Source organism: Micromonospora sp. NPDC050495 (genome assembly GCF_040655175.1).
Classification (GTDB): domain Bacteria; phylum Actinomycetota; class Actinomycetes; order Mycobacteriales; family Micromonosporaceae; genus Micromonospora.
In genome coordinates this window covers 121,755-139,761 of sequence record NZ_JBFAJK010000003.1, presented here as the reverse complement: position 1 = coordinate 139,761, position 18,007 = coordinate 121,755, and the positions used below count along the sequence as shown (strand labels likewise).

Here is an 18,007-nt window from a genome sequence, read left to right as displayed (position 1 = left end):
GACTCCCGGTGCCGTAGTAAAAGTAGAAGCGCTGATCGAACACGCCGTCGAGTATGCCGACCCGCGGGCGCGGTGCGCAAGGAAAGTCGTCAACTGGTGGGACGTGACTCCTCGGTCGCGTCGGGGCCGCGCGGTCGGGAAGTGTCCGGCGCGCGGCATAGACTCGCCGTGCGATGCATCCTCTCTTCGACATCCCCGCGTCCCCGCCCGAGCCCGCGCCGCACGACGACGCCGGCCCTCCTTCCGCCTCGCCACCGGTGGGCGGCGCTCCGGGCCGTGTGGCGGCCGGTGCGGCGCTGCGGCGTGGGGTGGGGTCGCCGGGTGCCCGGCCGGGCCCGGAGGCCCTCCTCGACGGGCTGAACGGGCCGCAGCGGGACGCGGTCACCCACGCCGGCTCGCCGCTGCTGATCGTGGCCGGCGCCGGATCCGGCAAGACCCGGGTGCTGACCAACCGGATCGCGTACCTGCTCGCCGCGCGGGACGTGCACCCGGGCGAGATCATCGCGATCACCTTCACCAACAAGGCCGCCGGCGAGATGAAGGAGCGGGTGGCCGCCCTGGTCGGCCCGCGCGCCCGGCTCATGTGGGTGTCGACCTTCCACTCGGCCTGCGTCCGGATCCTGCGCGCCGAGCACGAGCACGCCGGCCTGAAGTCGACCTTCTCGATCTACGACGCCGACGACTCCCGCCGGCTGATGCAGCTCGTCACCCGCGAGCTGGACCTCGACCCCAAGCGCTACCCGGCGCGCGGCCTGGCCGCCCAGGTCTCCAACCTCAAGAACGAGCTGGTCGACCCGGAGGAGTTCGCCGGCCGGGCCAAGGGTCCCAACGAGCGCGCCCTGGCCGAGGCCTACACGCTCTACCAGCGGCGGCTGCGCGAGGCGCACGCGCTGGACTTCGACGACCTGATCATGACGACCGTGCACCTGCTCCAGTCGCACCCGCACGTGGCGGAGAGCTACCGGCGCCGGTTCCGGCACGTCCTCGTCGACGAGTACCAGGACACCAACCACGCCCAGTACGTGCTGATCAAGGAGCTGGTCTCCGGCACCGAAGGGCTGCCGCCGGCCGAGCTCTGCGTGGTCGGCGACGCCGACCAGTCGATCTACGCGTTCCGCGGCGCGACCATCCGCAACATCCTTGAGTTCGAGCGCGACTTCACCGACGCCCGGACGATCCTGCTGGAGCAGAACTACCGCTCCACCCAGACCATCCTCAACGCCGCCAACGCGGTGATCGACCGGAACACCTCCCGCAAGCCCAAGCGGCTGTGGAGCGACGCCGGGGCCGGCGAGCAGATCGTCGGCTACGTCGCCGACACCGAGCACGCCGAGGCCGACTGGGTGGCCCGGGAGATCGACCGGCTGGTCGACGAGGGGGACACCCGCCCCGCCGACGTGGCGGTCTTCTACCGCACCAACGCGATGTCCCGCGTCTTCGAGGAGGTGTTCATCCGGGTCGGCCTGCCGTACAAGGTCGTCGGCGGGGTGCGCTTCTACGAGCGCAAGGAGGTCCGGGACGCGCTGGCCTACCTGCGCGCCGTGGTCAACCCCGACGACACGGTCAGCGTGCGCCGGATCCTGAACACCCCGCGCCGGGGCATCGGCGACCGGGCCGAGGCGTGCGTCGAGGCGCTGGCGAGCCGGGACCGGATCTCCTTCGGCGCGGCGCTGCGCCGGGCCAAGGACGCCCCGGGGATCTCCACCCGGGCCGCCAACGGCATCGCCGAGTTCGTCGCCCTCCTCGACGGCGCCCGCGAGCTGGCCGACACCGGCACCCCGGAGGAGGTGCTGGAGGCGCTGCTGACCCGCTCGGGCTACCTGAGCGAGCTGGAGGAGAGCCTCGACCCGCAGGACGCCGGCCGGGTGGACAACCTCCAGGAGCTGGTGAGCGTCGCCCGGGAGTACACCGAGCGGATCGAGGCGCTGGGCGGCGAGGACGAGCGGGCCACCGTGGCGGGCTTCCTGGAGCAGGTGGCGCTGGTCGCCGACGCCGACCAGATCCCCGCCGACGACCCGGACCACCAGGGTGTGGTCACCCTGATGACGCTGCACACCGCGAAGGGCCTGGAGTTCCCGGTGGTCTTCCTGAGCGGCCTGGAGGACGGCGTCTTCCCCCACCTGCGCTCGCTGGGCGACACCCGGGAGCTGGAGGAGGAGCGCCGACTCGCGTACGTGGGCATCACCCGCGCCCGGCAGCGGCTCTACCTGTCCCGGGCGGTCACCCGGTCGGCCTGGGGCGCGCCCGCGTACAACCCGCCGTCGCGCTTCCTGGAGGAGCTGCCGCCGGACCTGGTCCGCTGGGAGCGGACCGAGGGGTCGTACACCTCGTGGGCCGGCGGGGGCGGCGGCGTCGGCGGCCGCGCGGACCGCGTGCCCGGCGGGCGGGCCGGCTTCACCGGGGGTACGCCCAAGGCGACCCAGCTCGCCAAGCGGCTCGGGGTGGACGCCAGCCGGCTGTCCACGGCCAGCGAGCTGAAGCAGGCCCCGAAGGTGGCGGCGGGGGACCGGGTCAACCACCAGCGGTACGGGCTGGGCCGGGTGCTGGCCGTCGAGGGGCACGGCCCGGGCGCCCGGGCGCAGATCGACTTCGGCGACCAGACCATGTGGCTGGTGCTCCGGCACGCCCCGATCGACAAGCTCTGACCACGAGCGACGGCCCGGCCCGGCGAGACGCCGGACCGGGCCGTCGCCCGTGCCGGTGCGGTCAGCAGGCCACGTCGATGCCCCGGGCGCGCAGGAACGGCGCCGGGTCGATCTGGTTCCACATCTGGCCCTGGTGCACCTCGAAGTGCAGGTGCGGGCCGGTGGCGTCGCCGGTGGCGCCCTCGTAGCCGATGACCTGGCCGGCGCTCACCCGGTCGCCGACGCTGACGATCAGCCGGCTCTGGTGCGCGTAGTGGGTCAGGTAGCCGTTGTGGTGGTCGACGAAGACCGAGTTGCCGTACCCGTCGCCGGCGTCCCCGGCCTTGACCACCGTGCCCGCGAAGGCGGCGTGGATCGGGGTGCCCGCGGGCATCGCGAAGTCGATGCCCGCGTGCAGGGTGCCCCACCGCTGCCCGTAGCAGGAGGTGATGGCGGCACCCTTCATCGGGATGACCCAGGTGGGCTTCGGCTTCGCCACCTTCTTCGGCTTGGGCTTCGCGGCGGCGGTCTTCGTCGGCTTCGGGCTGGCCGTGCTCGGGCTCGGCGACGGGCTGGCCGGGGTGGCGGACGGGGTGACCGGCGCGGTCGACTCGCGGGCCGAGCGGTCGGCGCGCGCGGCGGCCTCGGCGCGCGCCTCGGCCTCCAGATCGACGGCGGCGGCCGGTTTCGGGGTGCCGTGGTCGGCGGTGACGACGGAGACGCCGCCGAGGCCGAGCGCGACCAGCGCGACCGCGCCGACGGCCAGGTATGTGGTGCGCCGGACCGGGTGCTTGCGCCGGTGCCGGGCGGGGGCGTCCAAGGTGTTCTCGTTCTGGCGGGAGTTGTCTTCCTGCACGGGGACCTTCATCAGTCGAGGGGCACGTTGACCTCGAAATACTGGTGTCGGCCGTGCCTTCGCCGGGTACGGGCTCCCGGTGCGACGTCCGGCCACCGACGGCTGCTCGCCGGCTTCGTGCCCGTCCGGGCGGTTCCCGCCGGAAAAGGATCATGCAGGGGTGTGCCGCCGCTCACACTTCTTCCTGTGACCTGGCAGACTTTGCCGTAACGAAAACCGCCCGGATCGACTGATCCGGGCGGTCAATGGGCGATACGCAGCGTCAGGACGCGGCTACATCGGCGTAGATTGCCTCGACTTGCAGCTTGATGTCCACTCCGCGGTCCGCCAGCCACGGCACCGGGTCCAGCGGCTGCCCGTTGACATGGATCTCCAGGTGCAGGTGCGAGCCGTAGGAGTGGCCCGTGTTGCCCACCAGGCCGAGCTGGTCGCCGGCCTTCACCTGCTGGCCCTCCCGCACGTTGACCGCGGAGGAGTGGCCGTAGATGGCCTCGCTGCCGTCGGCGTGCTGGACGATGACCGTGTAGCCGTACCCGCCGCACCAGCCGGCCTTGGTGACCGTGCCGTCGTGGATCGCGAGGTACGGCGTGCCCTCCGCCGCCACCAGGTCGATGCCGGTGTGCAGCTTGCCCCAGCGCATGCCGTAGGGCCCGTTGAAGTCGTAGCCGTGCAGCGGGAGCAGCCAGACGTCCTGCTCGGTGGCGGCCTTGCTCTCGGCGCGGTCGTCACGCGTGGCGCGGTCCGCGGAGTCGGCACGGGCGGCGGCGTCCTGGCTGGTGACCGAGGCCTGGCGGAGCTCGTCGAGGACCGACGGGCTGACGCTCTTGGCGTCCGGGAGGGCGTTCGCGCCGAGGGCGACGATGCCGGCTCCGACGAAGGCGGTGGTGACGACCGCGGCGTAGCGGCTCCGCGGGGGGGTGGGTACGCGGCGGCGGCCGCGATATCTATCGGGCTCAGACGACAGGCGCTGGCGCACGCATACCCTCCGTTGTCGGGGATCCGATGCGACCTCGGACCGTTCGGTGAAGCTCGGTTGAACGTCCGCTGGCCGCGTCATCACCCGTCCGTGGACTTGATGACAACCGTGGACACGTTAGCCAACCGCCACTCCTGTCACAAGCCGAAGCGCCGAATTGGGGTTTCATTCTGTCCGTTTCCGTCCGGCCTTGTCATAGCTCGTGCCGCCGGTCGGGTGGCCCGGTAACTGCCCGTTCGTCGCGCACAGTGACCGTTCGGCGGAGGCGTCCGGCTTCCCGCCGGGCGGATCCGCCGCTAATGGGACTCCTATCGCGGGTAGGGGTCGGCCCGGGTTTCCGGCCGCGGCCCGGCCGGGTTACCGTTCGTTCAGTCGAGGAGTGCGGTAGCCGGGGAAAGGTGTGCGCTGATGAGCTCTCGGATCCGGGTCGTCGTCGCGAAGCCCGGCCTGGACGGCCACGACCGGGGCGCGAAGGTCGTCGCGCGTGCCCTGCGGGACGCCGGCATGGAGGTCATCTACACCGGGCTGCACCAGACGCCGGAGCAGATCGTGGAGACCGCGATCCAGGAGGACGCCGACGCCGTCGGCCTCTCCGTGCTCTCCGGCGCGCACATGACCCTCTTCAAGCGGGTGCTCGAGCTGCTCGCCGAGCGCGACGCCACCGACATCGTGGTGTTCGGCGGCGGCATCATCCCCGACGCCGACATCCCCGAGCTGGAGCAGCTCGGCGTCGCGAAGATCTTCACCCCGGGCGCGACCACCCAGTCGATCGTGGACTGGGTCCGGGCCAACGTCGCCCAGCCGGTCGCCTGACCCGGTAGGCGCGGCTGCGCCGGGGGCCGGTGCCGGTGTCCGGGCAGGGGGAGAGGCCGGACGCACCCCTCACACGCCCGGCCCCTCTATGCACGATGCCCCGCCGCCACCCCTCGACCGACAGGGCATCGGCCGTCTCCCGCCGTCGCGCTTGACCAGCGCTCCGACATCAGACTCAACGACGCCCTCACCAGGGGGTTACGCACCTCCCCCAACATCCCCCGTACGGCTGAACCGGCCCCTCCGTTCCCGCGTGCCGGGGGTCGATTCCGGGCGTTGAGGCGCCGCCCGCCGGGTTGCCGCCGCGCCGCCCGCCGCGTTGGTCGCAGGGCTGCCCGCCGCGTTGGTCGTCGCAGGGCGCAAGGTGCGGCAATCTGGTGTTTCCCGACGCGCGGAGACCGCGATTCTCGGCATGTTGTCGTTTCGCGGCGGGCGGCGCGGCTCTCCGACCCGGTAGCGGGGCCAGGGCACGCCCGGGGCGGCCGGGGAGGGGGCGCGGGGGCCGCGGGGGCCGCGGGGCCGCGGCGCGGAGGGCGGGGATCGTATGGTGTGGCTGCCCGTACCGCGTCCGCACTCGACGACCTTGCCGGGAGCCCGCCGTGACCCAGCCGTCGCACCCCGCCTCGAATCCGGAGCCGGGGGAGCCGCCGACCGCCGGCGCGGCGCAGCCACCACCGGAGGGTCACGGCTCACCGCAGTCGGCCGGCGCTGTCCCGCCGCAACCGGCCGGACCCGTCCCGTCACAGCCGGCCGCCCAGGTCCCGCAGCCGCCGGGCGGTGCGGGCTGGCCGGCACACCCTGGGCCGCCGGGCCAGCCGGCGCAGCCGGGGCAGCCCGGGCTGCCGGGCCAGGCGCCGTCCGGAGCGGGCCAGCCGACGTCCGCGCCGGGGCAGTCCGGGCTGCCGGGCCAGGCGCCGCCCGGAGCGGGCCAGCCGACGTCCGCGCCGGGGCAGCCCGGGCTACCGGCCCAGGCATCGCCCGGAGCGAGCCAGCCAACGTCCGCGCCGGGCTGGTCGCCACCGCCGGGCGGCGGGGGTTGGCCGGCACAGCCGGGTAACGCGGCTTGGCCGGCACAGCCGCGTAACGCGGTTTGGCCGGGACAGCCCGGCAGCGCGGGTGGGCCGGCGCAGTACCCCGCCGGGCCGGGGTATCCGGCGCAGCCGCCGGGCTGGACGGCACCACCCCAGGGCTGGGCGCCGCAGCCGCAGCACCCCGGCCCCCCTGGTCAGCCGGCCCGGCTGGTCCGCCCGCCGCTGCCGGGCCAGCCCGGCGCAGCCGCGCACCCCGCCGGCGGCCCCGGGTACCCCGGCGCACCGACGTACCCCGGCGGCCCGGCGCACCCCGGCGGCCCGTCGTACCCCGGCGGCCCGTCGTACCCCGGCGGCCCGGCGCACCCCGGCGCACCGTCGTACCCCGGCGCAGCGGCGTACCCGGGCGGGGTGGGGCCGACCGCGGTGACGACCCGGCGGATCCCCGAGGACCTGCCGTTCGTGCTCCGGCAGAGCGTGGGCAAGCGGGCCCTGCTCTTCGGGGTGCTGACCCTGCTCATCGGCCTGATGCTGGGCTGCCCGCTCGGGGCGGCGGTCTCCGGCGGCGAAGCCGACCGGCTGGTGCTGCTCGCCGTCCCGGCGTTCATGCTGCTGTTCGCGCTGCTGCTCGGCTTCCAGCTCTGGATGATCACCTCCGGTGGCCCGGTGCTCGCGGTCGGGCCGCACGGGCTGTGGATCAAGACCCGGCCGACCCGGGGGCAGGCGATCTGGCTGCCGTGGGCGGCGATCGAGCACATCTACCCGCGCCGGTGGGCGCTGGAGCGGATGCTCTGCGTCAAGCCGCGCGACCCGCGGGTCGCCGCCGGCCTGGGCGCCTTCACGGCGTTGGACTCGGGCCTGCAACAGGCCTTCTACGGCACCGGCTTCACCGCGACGATCAATTTCGCCGACCGGCCGGAGGAGGAGATCATGCGAGCGGTCGTCGGCTACGCGGCGGGCCGCTGCCGGGTCGGCTGATCTCCCGGACGCCGCCGGTTGTGCATTACCGCACACCGCGCACCCGCTCGGTTGCCGCCGGTTCCCATCTCGTTAGGCTGCGGCAAATGACCTGTCTCTTCTGATGACAGGCGTCAAACTGATTTTCCGAAGCTGGTGGCGGCGCGACGGCGCGCCGCGGAGACGGGACGGGACGCGCAATCGTGGACCTGTACGAGTACCAGGGGCGGGACCTGTTCGAGCGGCACGGCTTGCCCGTGCTCGCCGGCGGCGTCGCCACGACCCCGGAGGAGGCCCGCGCGATCGCCGAACGCCTCGGCGGCCGGGTGGTCGTCAAGGCGCAGGTGAAGGTCGGTGGCCGCGGCAAGGCCGGCGGCGTGAAGCTGGCCGAGGGCGCCGAGGAGACGGTGGCCCGGGCCACCGACATCCTCGGCATGGACATCAAGGGTCACACCGTCCACAAGGTCATGATCACCGTGACCGCGGACGTGGCCGAGGAGTACTACTTCTCGTACCTGCTCGACCGGGCGAACCGCACCTTCCTCTGCATCGCCAGCGTGGCCGGCGGCATGGACATCGAGCAGGTCGCCGCGGCGACCCCCGAGAAGGTCGTCAAGGCCCCGATCGACGCCAACACGGGCGTGGACGAGGCGAAGGCGCGCGAGATCGTGAGCGCGGCCGGTTTCCCGGCCGAGGTCGCCGACCAGGTCGTCGAGGTCGCGGTCAAGCTGTGGCAGGCGTTCGTCGCCGAGGACGCCACGCTGGTCGAGGTGAACCCGCTGGCCACGACCAAGGACGGCAAGCTGCTGCTGCTGGACGCCAAGGTCACCCTGGACGAGAACGCCGCGTTCCGGCACCCGGACCACGAGGCCCTGGTCGACCAGGCCGCGGTGGACCCGCTGGAGCAGGCCGCCAAGGAGAAGGACCTCAACTACGTCAAGCTCGACGGCGCCGTCGGCATCATCGGCAACGGCGCGGGCCTGGTCATGTCCACCCTCGACGTGGTGGCGTACGCGGGCGAGCGGCACGGCGGCGTGAAGCCGGCCAACTTCCTCGACATCGGCGGCGGCGCGAGCGCCGCGGTGATGGCGAACGGCCTGGAGATCGTCCTCTCCGACCCGTCGGTGAAGAGCGTCTTCGTCAACGTCTTCGGCGGCATCACCGCCTGCGACGCGGTCGCCAACGGCATCGTGCAGGCGCTGGCCCTGCTCGAGCAGCGGGGCGAGCAGGTCACCAAGCCGCTCGTCGTCCGGCTCGACGGCAACAACGCCGAGGCCGGTCGGGCGATCCTCGACGGCGCGAACAACCCGCTGATCGAGCGGGTCGACACCATGGATGGCGCGGCCGAGCGGGCCGCCGAGCTGGCCGCTGCGGGGGTCTGACAATGGCAATCTGGCTGACCAAGGACTCCAAGGTCATCGTGCAGGGGATGACCGGCTCCGAGGGTTCCAAGCACACCCGGCGGATGCTGGCCGCCGGCACCAACATCGTCGGCGGCACCAACCCGCGTAAGGCGGGGCAGACCGTCGACTTCGACGGCACCGAGCTGCCGGTCTTCGCGACCGTGGCCGACGCCATGAAGGAGACCGGGGCGGACGTCACGGTCATCTTCGTGCCGCCGCAGTTCACCAAGGCCGCGGTCGTCGAGGCGATCGACGCCGGGATCGACCTGGCCGTGGTGATCACCGAGGGCGTGCCGGTGCACGACACCGCCGCGTTCTGGGCGTACAACGTGGCCAAGGGGGAGCGGACCCGGATCATCGGGCCGAACTGCCCGGGCATCGCCTCGCCGGGCGCCTCCAACGCCGGCATCATCCCGGCCGACATCACCGGCTCCGGCCGGATCGGCCTGGTCAGCAAGAGCGGCACGCTGACCTACCAGATGATGTACGAGCTGCGGGACATCGGCTTCTCGACCTGCGTCGGCATCGGCGGTGACCCGATCATCGGGACCACCCACATCGACGCCCTGGCCGCGTTCGAGGCCGACCCGGAGACCGACGCGATCGTGATGATCGGCGAGATCGGCGGCGACGCCGAGGAGCGCGCGGCCGAGTTCATCAAGGCCAACGTCACCAAGCCGGTGGTCGGCTACATCGCCGGTTTCACCGCCCCGCCCGGCAAGACCATGGGCCACGCGGGCGCGATCATCTCCGGCTCGGCGGGCACCGCCGACGCGAAGAAGTCGGCGCTCGAGGCCGTCGGCGTGAAGGTCGGCAAGACCCCGACCGAGACCGCCAAGCTGATGCGGGAGATCATGTCCAACCGCTGAGCGGTCCGTGACGTGCCGAGGGGGTCGACCGTCCCGGTCGGCCCCCTTCCGCGTCCTACCGGTACCAGTACGGGTAGTAGTAGCTGCCCCGGGCCCGGATGATGGCGCTGGCGATGATGTTGATGACGCCGAACGCGATGGCCAGCCAGCCGAGCAGTTGGGACTTGCCGAACCGGCGGGCGTCGCGGATCGACAGGTAGCCGAAGACGATGCCCAGCAGGCCGCAGCAGAGCAGGCCGGTGATGATCCCGAGGATGCCCCAGAGGGTGGTCCGGTCCCGGCCGGCGGCCGGTCGCGGTGGCGGCGGCGGATACGGAGCGTTCACGGCTTCCTCCGAGCGGTCGGTGCCGCGACGGAAGGTCGCGTCCTGGCCCGAGGCTAAACCGGATTCGAGGCCGGGAAAGCGTGGATCACGGAACTCGCCGTCGCCCCCACGGCGGTATCGGACTGCCGGCACCGCCCCGGCATGCCAGAGTAGAGCCGATGTCACCCGTCACCCCTGACCAGCCCCGCCGTACCGCCGATGCCCGACCCGCCGACGCCCGGCCCGCCGACCGTGACGGGCGCGGGCCGCGGGTGCCCGCGCCCCGGTCCGGGGAGGCGCCGCGTGGCCGGGCCCCGCTGCCGGTCGCCGCCGGGGTGGCGGCGCTCTGGGCGGCCGTGACGTCCTGGCTGCCGGTGGCCCTGGTGCTCGGCCTGGCCCAGCTCAGTGAGGACGCCGGCGGGCTGGCCGGGGCGGCCCGTGCCGGCCTGGCCGGCTGGCTGCTCGGGCACGGGGTGCCGCTGGAGACCTCCGCCGGTCCGCTGGGCCTGGCGCCGCTCGCGCTCAGCGCGCTCGCCGTCTGGCGGCTCACCCGGGCCGGGGTGCACGTCACCCGGGCCATCGGCGCCCGCGGTGGCCGGTCGGTCCGGCAGGCGCTCACCGTCGCGGTCGCGGTCGGCATCGGGTACGCGCTGCTCGGCGTCCTCGCCGCGGTCCTCGTGAGCGCCGGTGGCCTGCGGGTGTCCCCGTCCCGCGCCGGGGTGACCTGCGCCGTGGTCGGCGCGCTCGCCGCGCTGGTCGGTGCGGCCCGGACCACCGGGGTGTCGGTGCTGCTGGCGCACCGCGCCGCCCCCGCCCTGCGCAACGGCGTGCGGACCGGGTTGGTGGCCGGGCTGCTGCTGCTCGGCGCCGGCGCCGGGGCGGCCGGGCTGTCGGTGGCGACCGGCGGCGGTGACGCCGCGGACATGATCGGGGCGTACCGGACCGGGGTGGCCGGTCAGGCCGGGATCACCCTGGTCAGCCTGGCGTACGCGCCGAACGCCACGGTCTGGTCGGCCAGTTACCTGCTCGGTCCCGGCTTCGCCATGGGCACCGACACGGCCGTGCGGACCAGCGAGGTGTCGGTGGGCGCGCTGCCGGCCGTACCGCTGCTCGCCGGCCTGCCGCGCGGCCCGGTCGACGGGCTCGGGGTGGGGCTGCTCGCGGTGCCCGTGCTGGCCGGGATGGCCGCCGGCTGGCTGCTGGCCCGGCGGCTGCTGCGGGCCGCCGGCGACGGGCGGACGCTGCCCGGCTGGCCCCCGCTGCTCGCCTCGGCGGCGCTTGCCGGCCCGGTCGCGGGGCTGCTGCTCGGCGCGGCCGCCGCGCTCTCCGGCGGGCCGCTCGGCGGCGGCCGGCTGGCCGAGATCGGCCCGGCGCCGTGGCTGGTGGCCGGGGTGGCGACCCTGGTCGTCGCCGCCGGCGCGCTGCTCGGCGCCGCCGCCACCCGGGCGCTCACCCGCACCGCCACTGTCTCCCGCTGACCGGCGGCGGATCCGGCGAAGGGGGCGTCCCACGGGTGGACGCCCCCTTCGTTCGGCCGGTTCAGGAGCCGATGTTGTTCAGGTTGATCGCGGCGCCGGCGACCGCGCTGATGATGGAGAGCACGATGCCGACGCCGCCGCAGATCAGCGCGGCCTTGGCCTGGCCCCCGTTGGTCGCCTGGCCCTGCTGGACCTTCTTCTGGCCCAGGATGCCGAGCACCACGCCGGCGATGCCGCCGATGATGCCCAGCGGGGTGCAGCAGAGCGCGAACACGATGGACGCGATGCCGGCGATCATGCCGATCAGGCCGAGGGTGTTGTTGTTCTGCCCCTGCCCGGTCGGGTAGCCGGCCGCCGGGTACTGCGGGGCGGCGCCGTACGGCTGCTGCTGCTGGGCGTACGGGTCCTGCCCGTAGGGCTGGCCGGAGGTGGGCTGGCCGTACGGCTGGCCCGAGGTCGGCTGCTGGCCGTACTGCGGGGCCTGCGGCGGCTGCGCGTACGGGTCCTGCCCGTAGGGCTGACCCGAGGTCGGCTGCTGCCCGTACTGCGGGGCCTGCGGCGGCTGCGCGTACGGGTCGTACTGCGGGGAGGTCGGGTCCTGGTGGGGCTGCTGCTGGCCGTACGGGTCCTGACCGGGGTAACCGGGCTGCATTGCTGGTTGCTCCTCAAACTGGGGGTCGACGGTCCATGGTCGGTCGCTGCCGCTCATCATTCCGCCCAGCACCGGGACACCGCGACACACGGGCCCGGGACCAAGGTCACGATGTCGACGCCGGGCCGGGCGTACGCCGGCACCGGGCGTCGGCAGCGTATCGTGTCGCCGCCACCGGGGAGATCAGCCGCGATGCCGCGCCCGAACGCTGGACGGCCGGCCCGGCCCGATAGGGTTGCCCGGTGACCGAGCCCGCGTCCGTCGCCCGCCTCGTCGTCCTCGTCTCCGGTTCCGGCAGCAACCTCCAGGCCCTGCTGGACGCCACCGCCGACCCCGGCTACGGGGCGCGGGTCGTCGCCGTCGGCGCCGACCGGGACGGGATCGCCGGTCTGGACCGGGCCGCGGCGGCCGGGGTGCCCTCCTTCGTCGAGCGGCTCAAGGACCATCCGTCCCGGGAGGACTGGGACAAGGCGCTGACCGCCCGGGTCGCCGAGCACGAGCCGGACCTGGTGATCAGTGCGGGTTTCCTCAAGCTGGTCGGCCCGCACTTCCTGGGCGCGTTCGGCGACCGCTACCTCAACACGCACAACACCCTGCTGCCGGCGTTCCCCGGCATCCACGGCCCCCGGGACGCGCTCGAGTACGGCGTGAAGGTCACCGGGGCCACCCTGTTCTTCGTCGACGCCGGGATGGACACCGGCCCGATCGTCGCCCAGGTCGCCGTCCCGGTGCTGGACGACGACGACGAGGAGACGCTCACCGAGCGCATCAAGTCCGCCGAGCGGCGCCAGCTCGTCGAGCAGGTCGGTCGGCTGGTCCGTGACGGTTGGACGATCACCGGCAGAAAGGTCACTGTTCCGTGAGCACGACTGAGGACGTCCGGCGCCCGATCCGGCGGGCACTGGTCAGCGTCTACGACAAGACCGGCCTGGTCGAGCTGGCCGGCGCCCTGCACCAGGCGGGGGTGGAGATCGTCTCCACCGGCAGCACCGCCGCGACGATCGCGGGCGCGGGCGTGCCGGTGACGCCGGTGGAGCAGGTGACCGGCTTCCCGGAGATCCTCGACGGCCGGGTGAAGACGCTGCACCCGAAGATCCACGGTGGTCTCCTCGCCGACCTGCGCAAGGACGCGCACGCCGCCCAGCTCGACGAGCACGGCATCGCCGGCATCGACCTGCTGGTGTCCAACCTCTACCCGTTCCAGGCCACGGTCGCCTCCGGCGCCAGCCGGGACGAGTGCGTCGAGCAGATCGACATCGGTGGGCCGGCGATGGTCCGGGCCGCGGCGAAGAACCACGCCTCGGTGGCCGTGGTGACCGACCCGGCGGCGTACCCGGCGCTGCTCGACGCCCTCGCCGAGGGCGGCTTCACGCCGGCCCAGCGGCGGGCGCTGGCGGCCCGCGCGTTCGCCGACATCGCCGAGTACGACGTGGCCGTGGCCGAGTGGTTCGCCCAGGACCCGGCGGACGCCGACTGGCCGCCGCGTTTCGCCGGGCTGGCCCTGCGCCGCCAGGCGGTGCTGCGCTACGGGGAGAACCCGCACCAGGCGGCGGCCCTCTACGCCGACCCGGCCGGCCCGGCGGGTCTCGCGCAGGCCGAGCAGCTGCACGGCAAGGAGATGTCCTACAACAACTACGTGGACGCCGACGCTGCCTGGCGGGCCGCGCACGACTTCCCGGAGCAGCCGGCGGTGGCCGTCATCAAGCACGCCAACCCGTGCGGCATCGCGGTCGGCGCGGACGTGGCCGAGGCGCACCGCAAGGCGCACGCCTGCGACCCGGTCTCCGCGTACGGCGGGGTGATCGCGGTGAACCGGCCGGTCAGCGTGGAGCTGGCCCGCCAGGTCGCGGAGATCTTCACCGAGGTGCTGGTGGCGCCGGGCTTCGACGAGGGCGCGGTGGAGATCCTCCAGGCGAAGAAGAACATCCGGCTGCTGCGGGCGCCCTCCTTCACGCCGGCGGCGACCGAGTGGCGGCAGGTCAGCGGCGGGGTGCTGGTGCAGCGGCGGGACGCCATCGACGCGGCGGGCGACGACCCGGCCACCTGGACGCTGGCCACTGGTACGGCGGCCGACGAGGCGACCCTGCGCGATCTCGCGTTCGCCTGGCGGGCGGTCCGCGCGGTGAAGAGCAACGCCATCCTGCTGGCCCGTGACGGCGCCACCGTCGGCGTCGGGATGGGACAGGTCAACCGGGTGGACTCGGCGCGGCTCGCGGTGAGCCGGGCCGGCGCCGACCGGGCCCGCGGCTCGGTCTGCGCCTCGGACGCGTTCTTCCCGTTCGCCGACGGTCCGGCGATCCTCATCGAGGCCGGCGTCCGGGCGATCGTGCAGCCCGGCGGCTCGATCCGGGACGAGGAGACGATCGCGGCGTGCAAGGAGGCCGGGGTCACGTTGTACCTCACCGGCACCCGGCACTTCTTCCACTGACAGCTCGACGACAGGGGCGCGGCCGACCCGGCCGCGCCCCTGTTTCATGTGTTGACGCTCCTTGTCGGAGCGATGTCACGAGTGCGAGGCTGACCAGCCGAAAGTACGACGGTCGCCCATTGTCGGGTTGCGAAAGTTGTTGCTAGCGTTGTCCCGCAGCAAGCGATTGACCCTCCCCGTTCTCTCCGTCGCCCTGCTCCCGTCGGCCGGCCCCGCGCCGCCCGCCCGAGCGGCTCGCCCTCCCCCAGGTGTGCCCATGCGCGTGTTGGACCGGCTGACCGCCGCCGTGGCCGCGCTGGCGTTCGTCCTGGCCGGCCTCGGCGCGCCCGCTGTGGAGGGGACCCCTGATCCCGGCGCGGTGGTCACCGCCGCGCACCGGTCGATCGTCCACGACGGCCCGTCCGTTCTTCTTCCGGACGGACGGACCGGGCGACGACTCCCGCTCGGCGTGTCCGACGCCGCGCCACGACGTGGAGTCGTCGTCGACACACCGGTCTCCCTGCCGGACCGTCCCACCCCGCTCCCCGGCGACCCCCGAGCCGTCGACGCGTGCCGCACGCCTTCCGACGCTCCGCCGGTGCGGTGGACGGAGTTCCTCGGCGGAGCCGGTGGTGACCACCGCGCCGGCGTCGAATCCGACGGACCGGACGACCTCCTCCTCGCGGCGCCCGTGCGCGTCGACGGCACGCCCGCCGAGACGGTCGCCGCGATCCGCTACCGGCAGCCGGCCCTGCCGCTGCCGCCGCGCGGCACCCTCTCCGGTCGGGCTCCGCCGGCCGTCGGCTGACCTCTCGCCACCCTGCCCGCCGCGGCCGGCGGTCTTCGCCGCGCGCCGGGTCGACAGCGGACGGTGTCCGTCCGATCACGAACGCACCGTGGGCGCCGATCGGCCGCCCCGGTTTCCACCCGGGCCATCCGCCCCGGATCCCTTGAATCCCGGAGGATTCACATGTCCAAGTTCCGCTGGCGTAAGCCGGCGACCATCGCGGGCGCGCTGGTGCTCACCGCCGCGCTCGGTGGCGTCGTCGCCACCAACCACGAGGTGCGGGAAGCCCTCGGCCTGGCCGAGGAGCCGGGCGCCAACATGCCCTGGCATCCCAGGGAGTTCATGGAGATGGCGGCCGGCGAGTCGTCCGAGGAGGCCGGCGAGGAGGCCTTCGAGGCCCGCACCATCGCCGAGCAGTTCGCCCAGGCTCGGTACGCCCCGGGCATCGTGTCGCCCGGCGCGTACTCGAACGCGCTGAGCCAGCTCAACGGGCTCGCCAGGACCGGCGGCAGCTGGCGCGAGGTCACCAAGATCAAGTACGACGGCGACGACCCCCGCTACCGCGACTACGCGTCGAACTCCTCCGGGGGCGCCGGCCTGGTCACCGGCCGGATCACCGGCCTGGCCTCGGACAACAGCGGTTACGTCTACGCGGCCGGCGCGGACGGCGGCGTGTGGCGCTCCTCGATCGGCGGCCGGAGCTGGACGCCGATCACGGACGCGCTGCCCACGCTCTCCAGCGGCGACATCGTGCTCGCCGGCGACGGTTCGCTCTGGTACGCCACCGGCGAGGGGAACACCGGCGGCACCTCGTACGTCGGTGCCGGCGTGTACCGGCTGGCCAACCCGAAGTCGGGCGCGTTCAAGCCGACCGACCGGGTCGGCGGGACCGAGTTGGAGAGCACGGTCATCAACAAGCTGCGCTTCTTCGACGGCAAGGTCTGGGTCGCCACCAACCGGGGCCTCTTCTCGCACCCGATGAGCAGCACGTCCGGCGCGTGGAAACAGGAGTTCGCGCCGAACCCCGGCTACCTGCCGGGCGGGGCCGACGCGGGCGACGCGAACGCCGCGTACAAGAACATCGTCAACGACGTGGCCCAGGACCCGCGCAACCCGAAGCACGTGGTGGTCGCCTCGGCCTGGCGCTCCGGCGACACCTACAACGGCTTCTACGAGACCGCCGACTACACGGCCGGCGGCTGGACGAAGGTCAACCCGACCGGCGCCATGCCGGCCGACGACATCGGCTACGTGACGTTCGCCTTCTCCGCCGACGGCGGGAAGCTCTACGCGATCAACCAGTCGCCGCGGCTGCTCAACAAGCCGGCCGGCAACGTCAACAGCTACCTGGACGGCATCTACGTCTCCAACACCGGCAACCCGGCCGGCCCGTGGAACAAGATCGCCGACTCGTCGAAGCTGGGCAACTCCGGCTCCGCGCTCAAGCAGACCGTGATCGGCAAGGGCTACGGCCCGGGCATCCAGGCCTGGTACAACCAGTTCCTGGCGGTGGACCCGGCCAACCCGAACCACGTCTGGGCGGGTCTGGAGGAGGTCTACGAGTCCACCGACGCCGGCGCCAACTGGAAGACCATCGGTCCGTACTGGAACTTCAACTTCTCCTGCTGGAACATCCACGACGCGCAGAACACCTGCCACAAGACCACCCACTCCGACCAGCACTCGGTGGCGGTCGGCAACGGCTTCGTCTACGTCGGCAACGACGGCGGTGTGTACCGCCGGCCGATCAACGGCAGGACCGACAAGGACGGGCACGCCACCGACTGGCAGAGTTTGAACGACGGCACCATCGACGCCCTCCAGTACTACTCGGTGGCGCTGGGCAGGGACCCGGCGAAGGCCGGCACCATCGTCTCCGGTGGCCTGCAGGACAACGGCACCTCGATCCTGCGCCCCGGTGACACGGTGATGGGCTCGCACTTCGGCGGTGACGGCGGCGACTCGCAGGCCGACCCGGCGAACGGCTGCCGGCAGGTCCAGGAGTACACCAACCTGGCCATGCGGGTGACCGAGAACTGCAACGCCAACACCGGCTCCGGCACGCTGGCGGACTCCACCTCGCGGGACATCCAGCCGTACACCTCCCGTCCGGGCGACGAGTTGGCCCGGTTCATCGCGCCGTTCGCCCCCGACGACCACGACGCGAAGGTCTGGGTCGCCGGTGGCCAGCACGTCTGGGTGAACACCAAGGGCTACGCCATCCAGGACGGCAAGGGCTGGACCAACGTGTTCGACCTGGGCGCCGGACACACCGCCACCTCCGTCGCGGTCTCCGGCGGGACGGCGTACGTCGGCTGGTGCGGCCCGTGCAACAACGCCGGGTTCGCCCGAGGGCTCGCGGTCGGCAAGGTGAACGACCCGGCCAGCTGGCACCAGGTCACCCTGCCGGGTGACTTCCCGAACCGGTTCCTGCAGGGCGCCGGGATCGACCCGGCCAACCCGGCGCACGCCTACCTCGCGGTCAACGGCTTCTCCCGCCGGTTCACCGAGGGGCCGGGCGCCGGCGTCGGGCACGTCTTCGAGACCACCGACGCGGGTGCGACCTGGAAGGACGTCTCGGCGAACCTGCCGGACGTGCCGGCCAGCTCGATCAAGGAGCTGTCGAACGGCGCTCTGGTGCTCGCCACCGACCTGGCCACGTTCTACCGCGCGCCCGGCGCCACCGACTGGCAGCGGCTCGGCACCGGCCTGCCGCTGACCGTCGGCATGGACGTCGAGTACAACGCGGCGGACAACTCGGTCTACGTGGCGACCCACGGTCGCGGGATCTGGGCGTTCGACCTCGCCCAGCTCTGAGCCGTCGTCCGGTCCGGCCCGGCTCCCGATCCGGGC

14 protein-coding genes are annotated in these 18,007 nt (G+C 73.4%); 10 read left to right on the top strand and 4 right to left on the bottom strand.

Annotated features, from left to right (window positions below):
- Positions 1–173 precede the first annotated feature (173 nt).
- The gene (gene pcrA, locus AB0I11_RS05830) at positions 174–2,645 is read left to right on the top strand and encodes a DNA helicase PcrA (RefSeq protein WP_357314068.1); all 2,472 of its coding nucleotides are present in this window, start codon (positions 174–176) and stop codon (positions 2,643–2,645) included.
- Positions 2,646–2,706: 61 nt separating this feature from the next.
- On the opposite strand, the gene AB0I11_RS05825 is transcribed toward pcrA, so the two are convergent.
- A complete protein-coding gene (locus AB0I11_RS05825; RefSeq protein WP_357314065.1) occupies positions 2,707–3,492 on the bottom strand; it encodes a M23 family metallopeptidase in 786 nt (261 codons plus the stop codon).
- A 250-nt stretch (positions 3,493–3,742) separates the two neighbouring features.
- Positions 3,743–4,456, bottom strand: a complete 714-nt coding sequence (locus tag AB0I11_RS05820; protein WP_357314063.1) for a M23 family metallopeptidase — start codon at positions 4,454–4,456, stop codon at positions 3,743–3,745.
- Positions 4,457–4,864: 408 nt separating this feature from the next.
- On the opposite strand from AB0I11_RS05820, the gene AB0I11_RS05815 reads away from it, so the two are divergent.
- The 4 genes from AB0I11_RS05815 to sucD all read left to right on the top strand — a co-directional run bounded on the left by AB0I11_RS05815 (position 4,865) and on the right by sucD (position 9,526).
- Positions 4,865–5,269: a cobalamin B12-binding domain-containing protein gene (locus AB0I11_RS05815; protein ID WP_357314061.1), complete on the top strand. Its 405-nt coding sequence runs from the start codon at positions 4,865–4,867 to the stop codon at positions 5,267–5,269.
- 1,439 nt (positions 5,270–6,708) lie between these two features.
- Positions 6,709–7,275 carry a hypothetical protein gene (locus AB0I11_RS05810; RefSeq protein WP_357314059.1) on the top strand — a complete coding sequence of 189 codons (567 nt, stop codon included), beginning with the start codon at positions 6,709–6,711 and terminating at the stop codon, positions 7,273–7,275.
- 182 nt (positions 7,276–7,457) lie between these two features.
- The gene (gene sucC, locus AB0I11_RS05805; RefSeq protein WP_357314057.1) at positions 7,458–8,636 is read left to right on the top strand and encodes an ADP-forming succinate--CoA ligase subunit beta; all 1,179 of its coding nucleotides are present in this window, start codon (positions 7,458–7,460) and stop codon (positions 8,634–8,636) included.
- A 2-nt stretch (positions 8,637–8,638) separates the two neighbouring features.
- Positions 8,639–9,526 (top strand): succinate--CoA ligase subunit alpha, encoded by an 888-nt coding sequence (gene sucD / locus AB0I11_RS05800; protein ID WP_357314055.1) that lies wholly within the window; start codon positions 8,639–8,641, stop codon positions 9,524–9,526.
- 55 nt (positions 9,527–9,581) lie between these two features.
- Here the strand turns inward: sucD and AB0I11_RS05795 are convergent, their stop codons facing one another.
- Positions 9,582–9,851: a DUF4190 domain-containing protein gene (locus tag AB0I11_RS05795; RefSeq protein WP_357314052.1), complete on the bottom strand. Its 270-nt coding sequence runs from the start codon at positions 9,849–9,851 to the stop codon at positions 9,582–9,584.
- Between the two features lie 158 nt (positions 9,852–10,009).
- Between AB0I11_RS05795 and AB0I11_RS05790 the strand changes: the two genes are divergently transcribed.
- Positions 10,010–11,308: a DUF6350 family protein gene (locus AB0I11_RS05790; RefSeq protein WP_357314048.1), complete on the top strand. Its 1,299-nt coding sequence runs from the start codon at positions 10,010–10,012 to the stop codon at positions 11,306–11,308.
- A 61-nt stretch (positions 11,309–11,369) separates the two neighbouring features.
- Here the strand turns inward: AB0I11_RS05790 and AB0I11_RS05785 are convergent, their stop codons facing one another.
- Positions 11,370–11,960: a DUF4190 domain-containing protein gene (locus AB0I11_RS05785; protein ID WP_357314046.1), complete on the bottom strand. Its 591-nt coding sequence runs from the start codon at positions 11,958–11,960 to the stop codon at positions 11,370–11,372.
- Positions 11,961–12,202: 242 nt separating this feature from the next.
- Here AB0I11_RS05785 and purN point away from each other — a divergent pair, with 242 nt between their 5' ends.
- The 4 genes from purN to AB0I11_RS05765 all read left to right on the top strand — a co-directional run bounded on the left by purN (position 12,203) and on the right by AB0I11_RS05765 (position 17,971).
- Positions 12,203–12,823 (top strand): phosphoribosylglycinamide formyltransferase, encoded by a 621-nt coding sequence (gene purN / locus AB0I11_RS05780; RefSeq protein ID WP_357314043.1) that lies wholly within the window; start codon positions 12,203–12,205, stop codon positions 12,821–12,823.
- Complete coding sequence (gene purH / locus AB0I11_RS05775) at positions 12,820–14,388, top strand: bifunctional phosphoribosylaminoimidazolecarboxamide formyltransferase/IMP cyclohydrolase (RefSeq protein WP_357314041.1); 1,569 nt, start codon at positions 12,820–12,822, stop codon at positions 14,386–14,388. Before purN ends, purH begins: the two co-directional genes overlap by 4 nt.
- Positions 14,389–14,644: 256 nt before the next feature.
- Positions 14,645–15,175, top strand: a complete 531-nt coding sequence (locus AB0I11_RS05770; RefSeq protein ID WP_357314039.1) for a hypothetical protein — start codon at positions 14,645–14,647, stop codon at positions 15,173–15,175.
- Between the two features lie 162 nt (positions 15,176–15,337).
- Positions 15,338–17,971, top strand: a complete 2,634-nt coding sequence (locus AB0I11_RS05765; protein ID WP_357314036.1) for a glycosyl hydrolase — start codon at positions 15,338–15,340, stop codon at positions 17,969–17,971.
- The last annotated feature ends 36 nt before the right edge of the window (positions 17,972–18,007 follow it).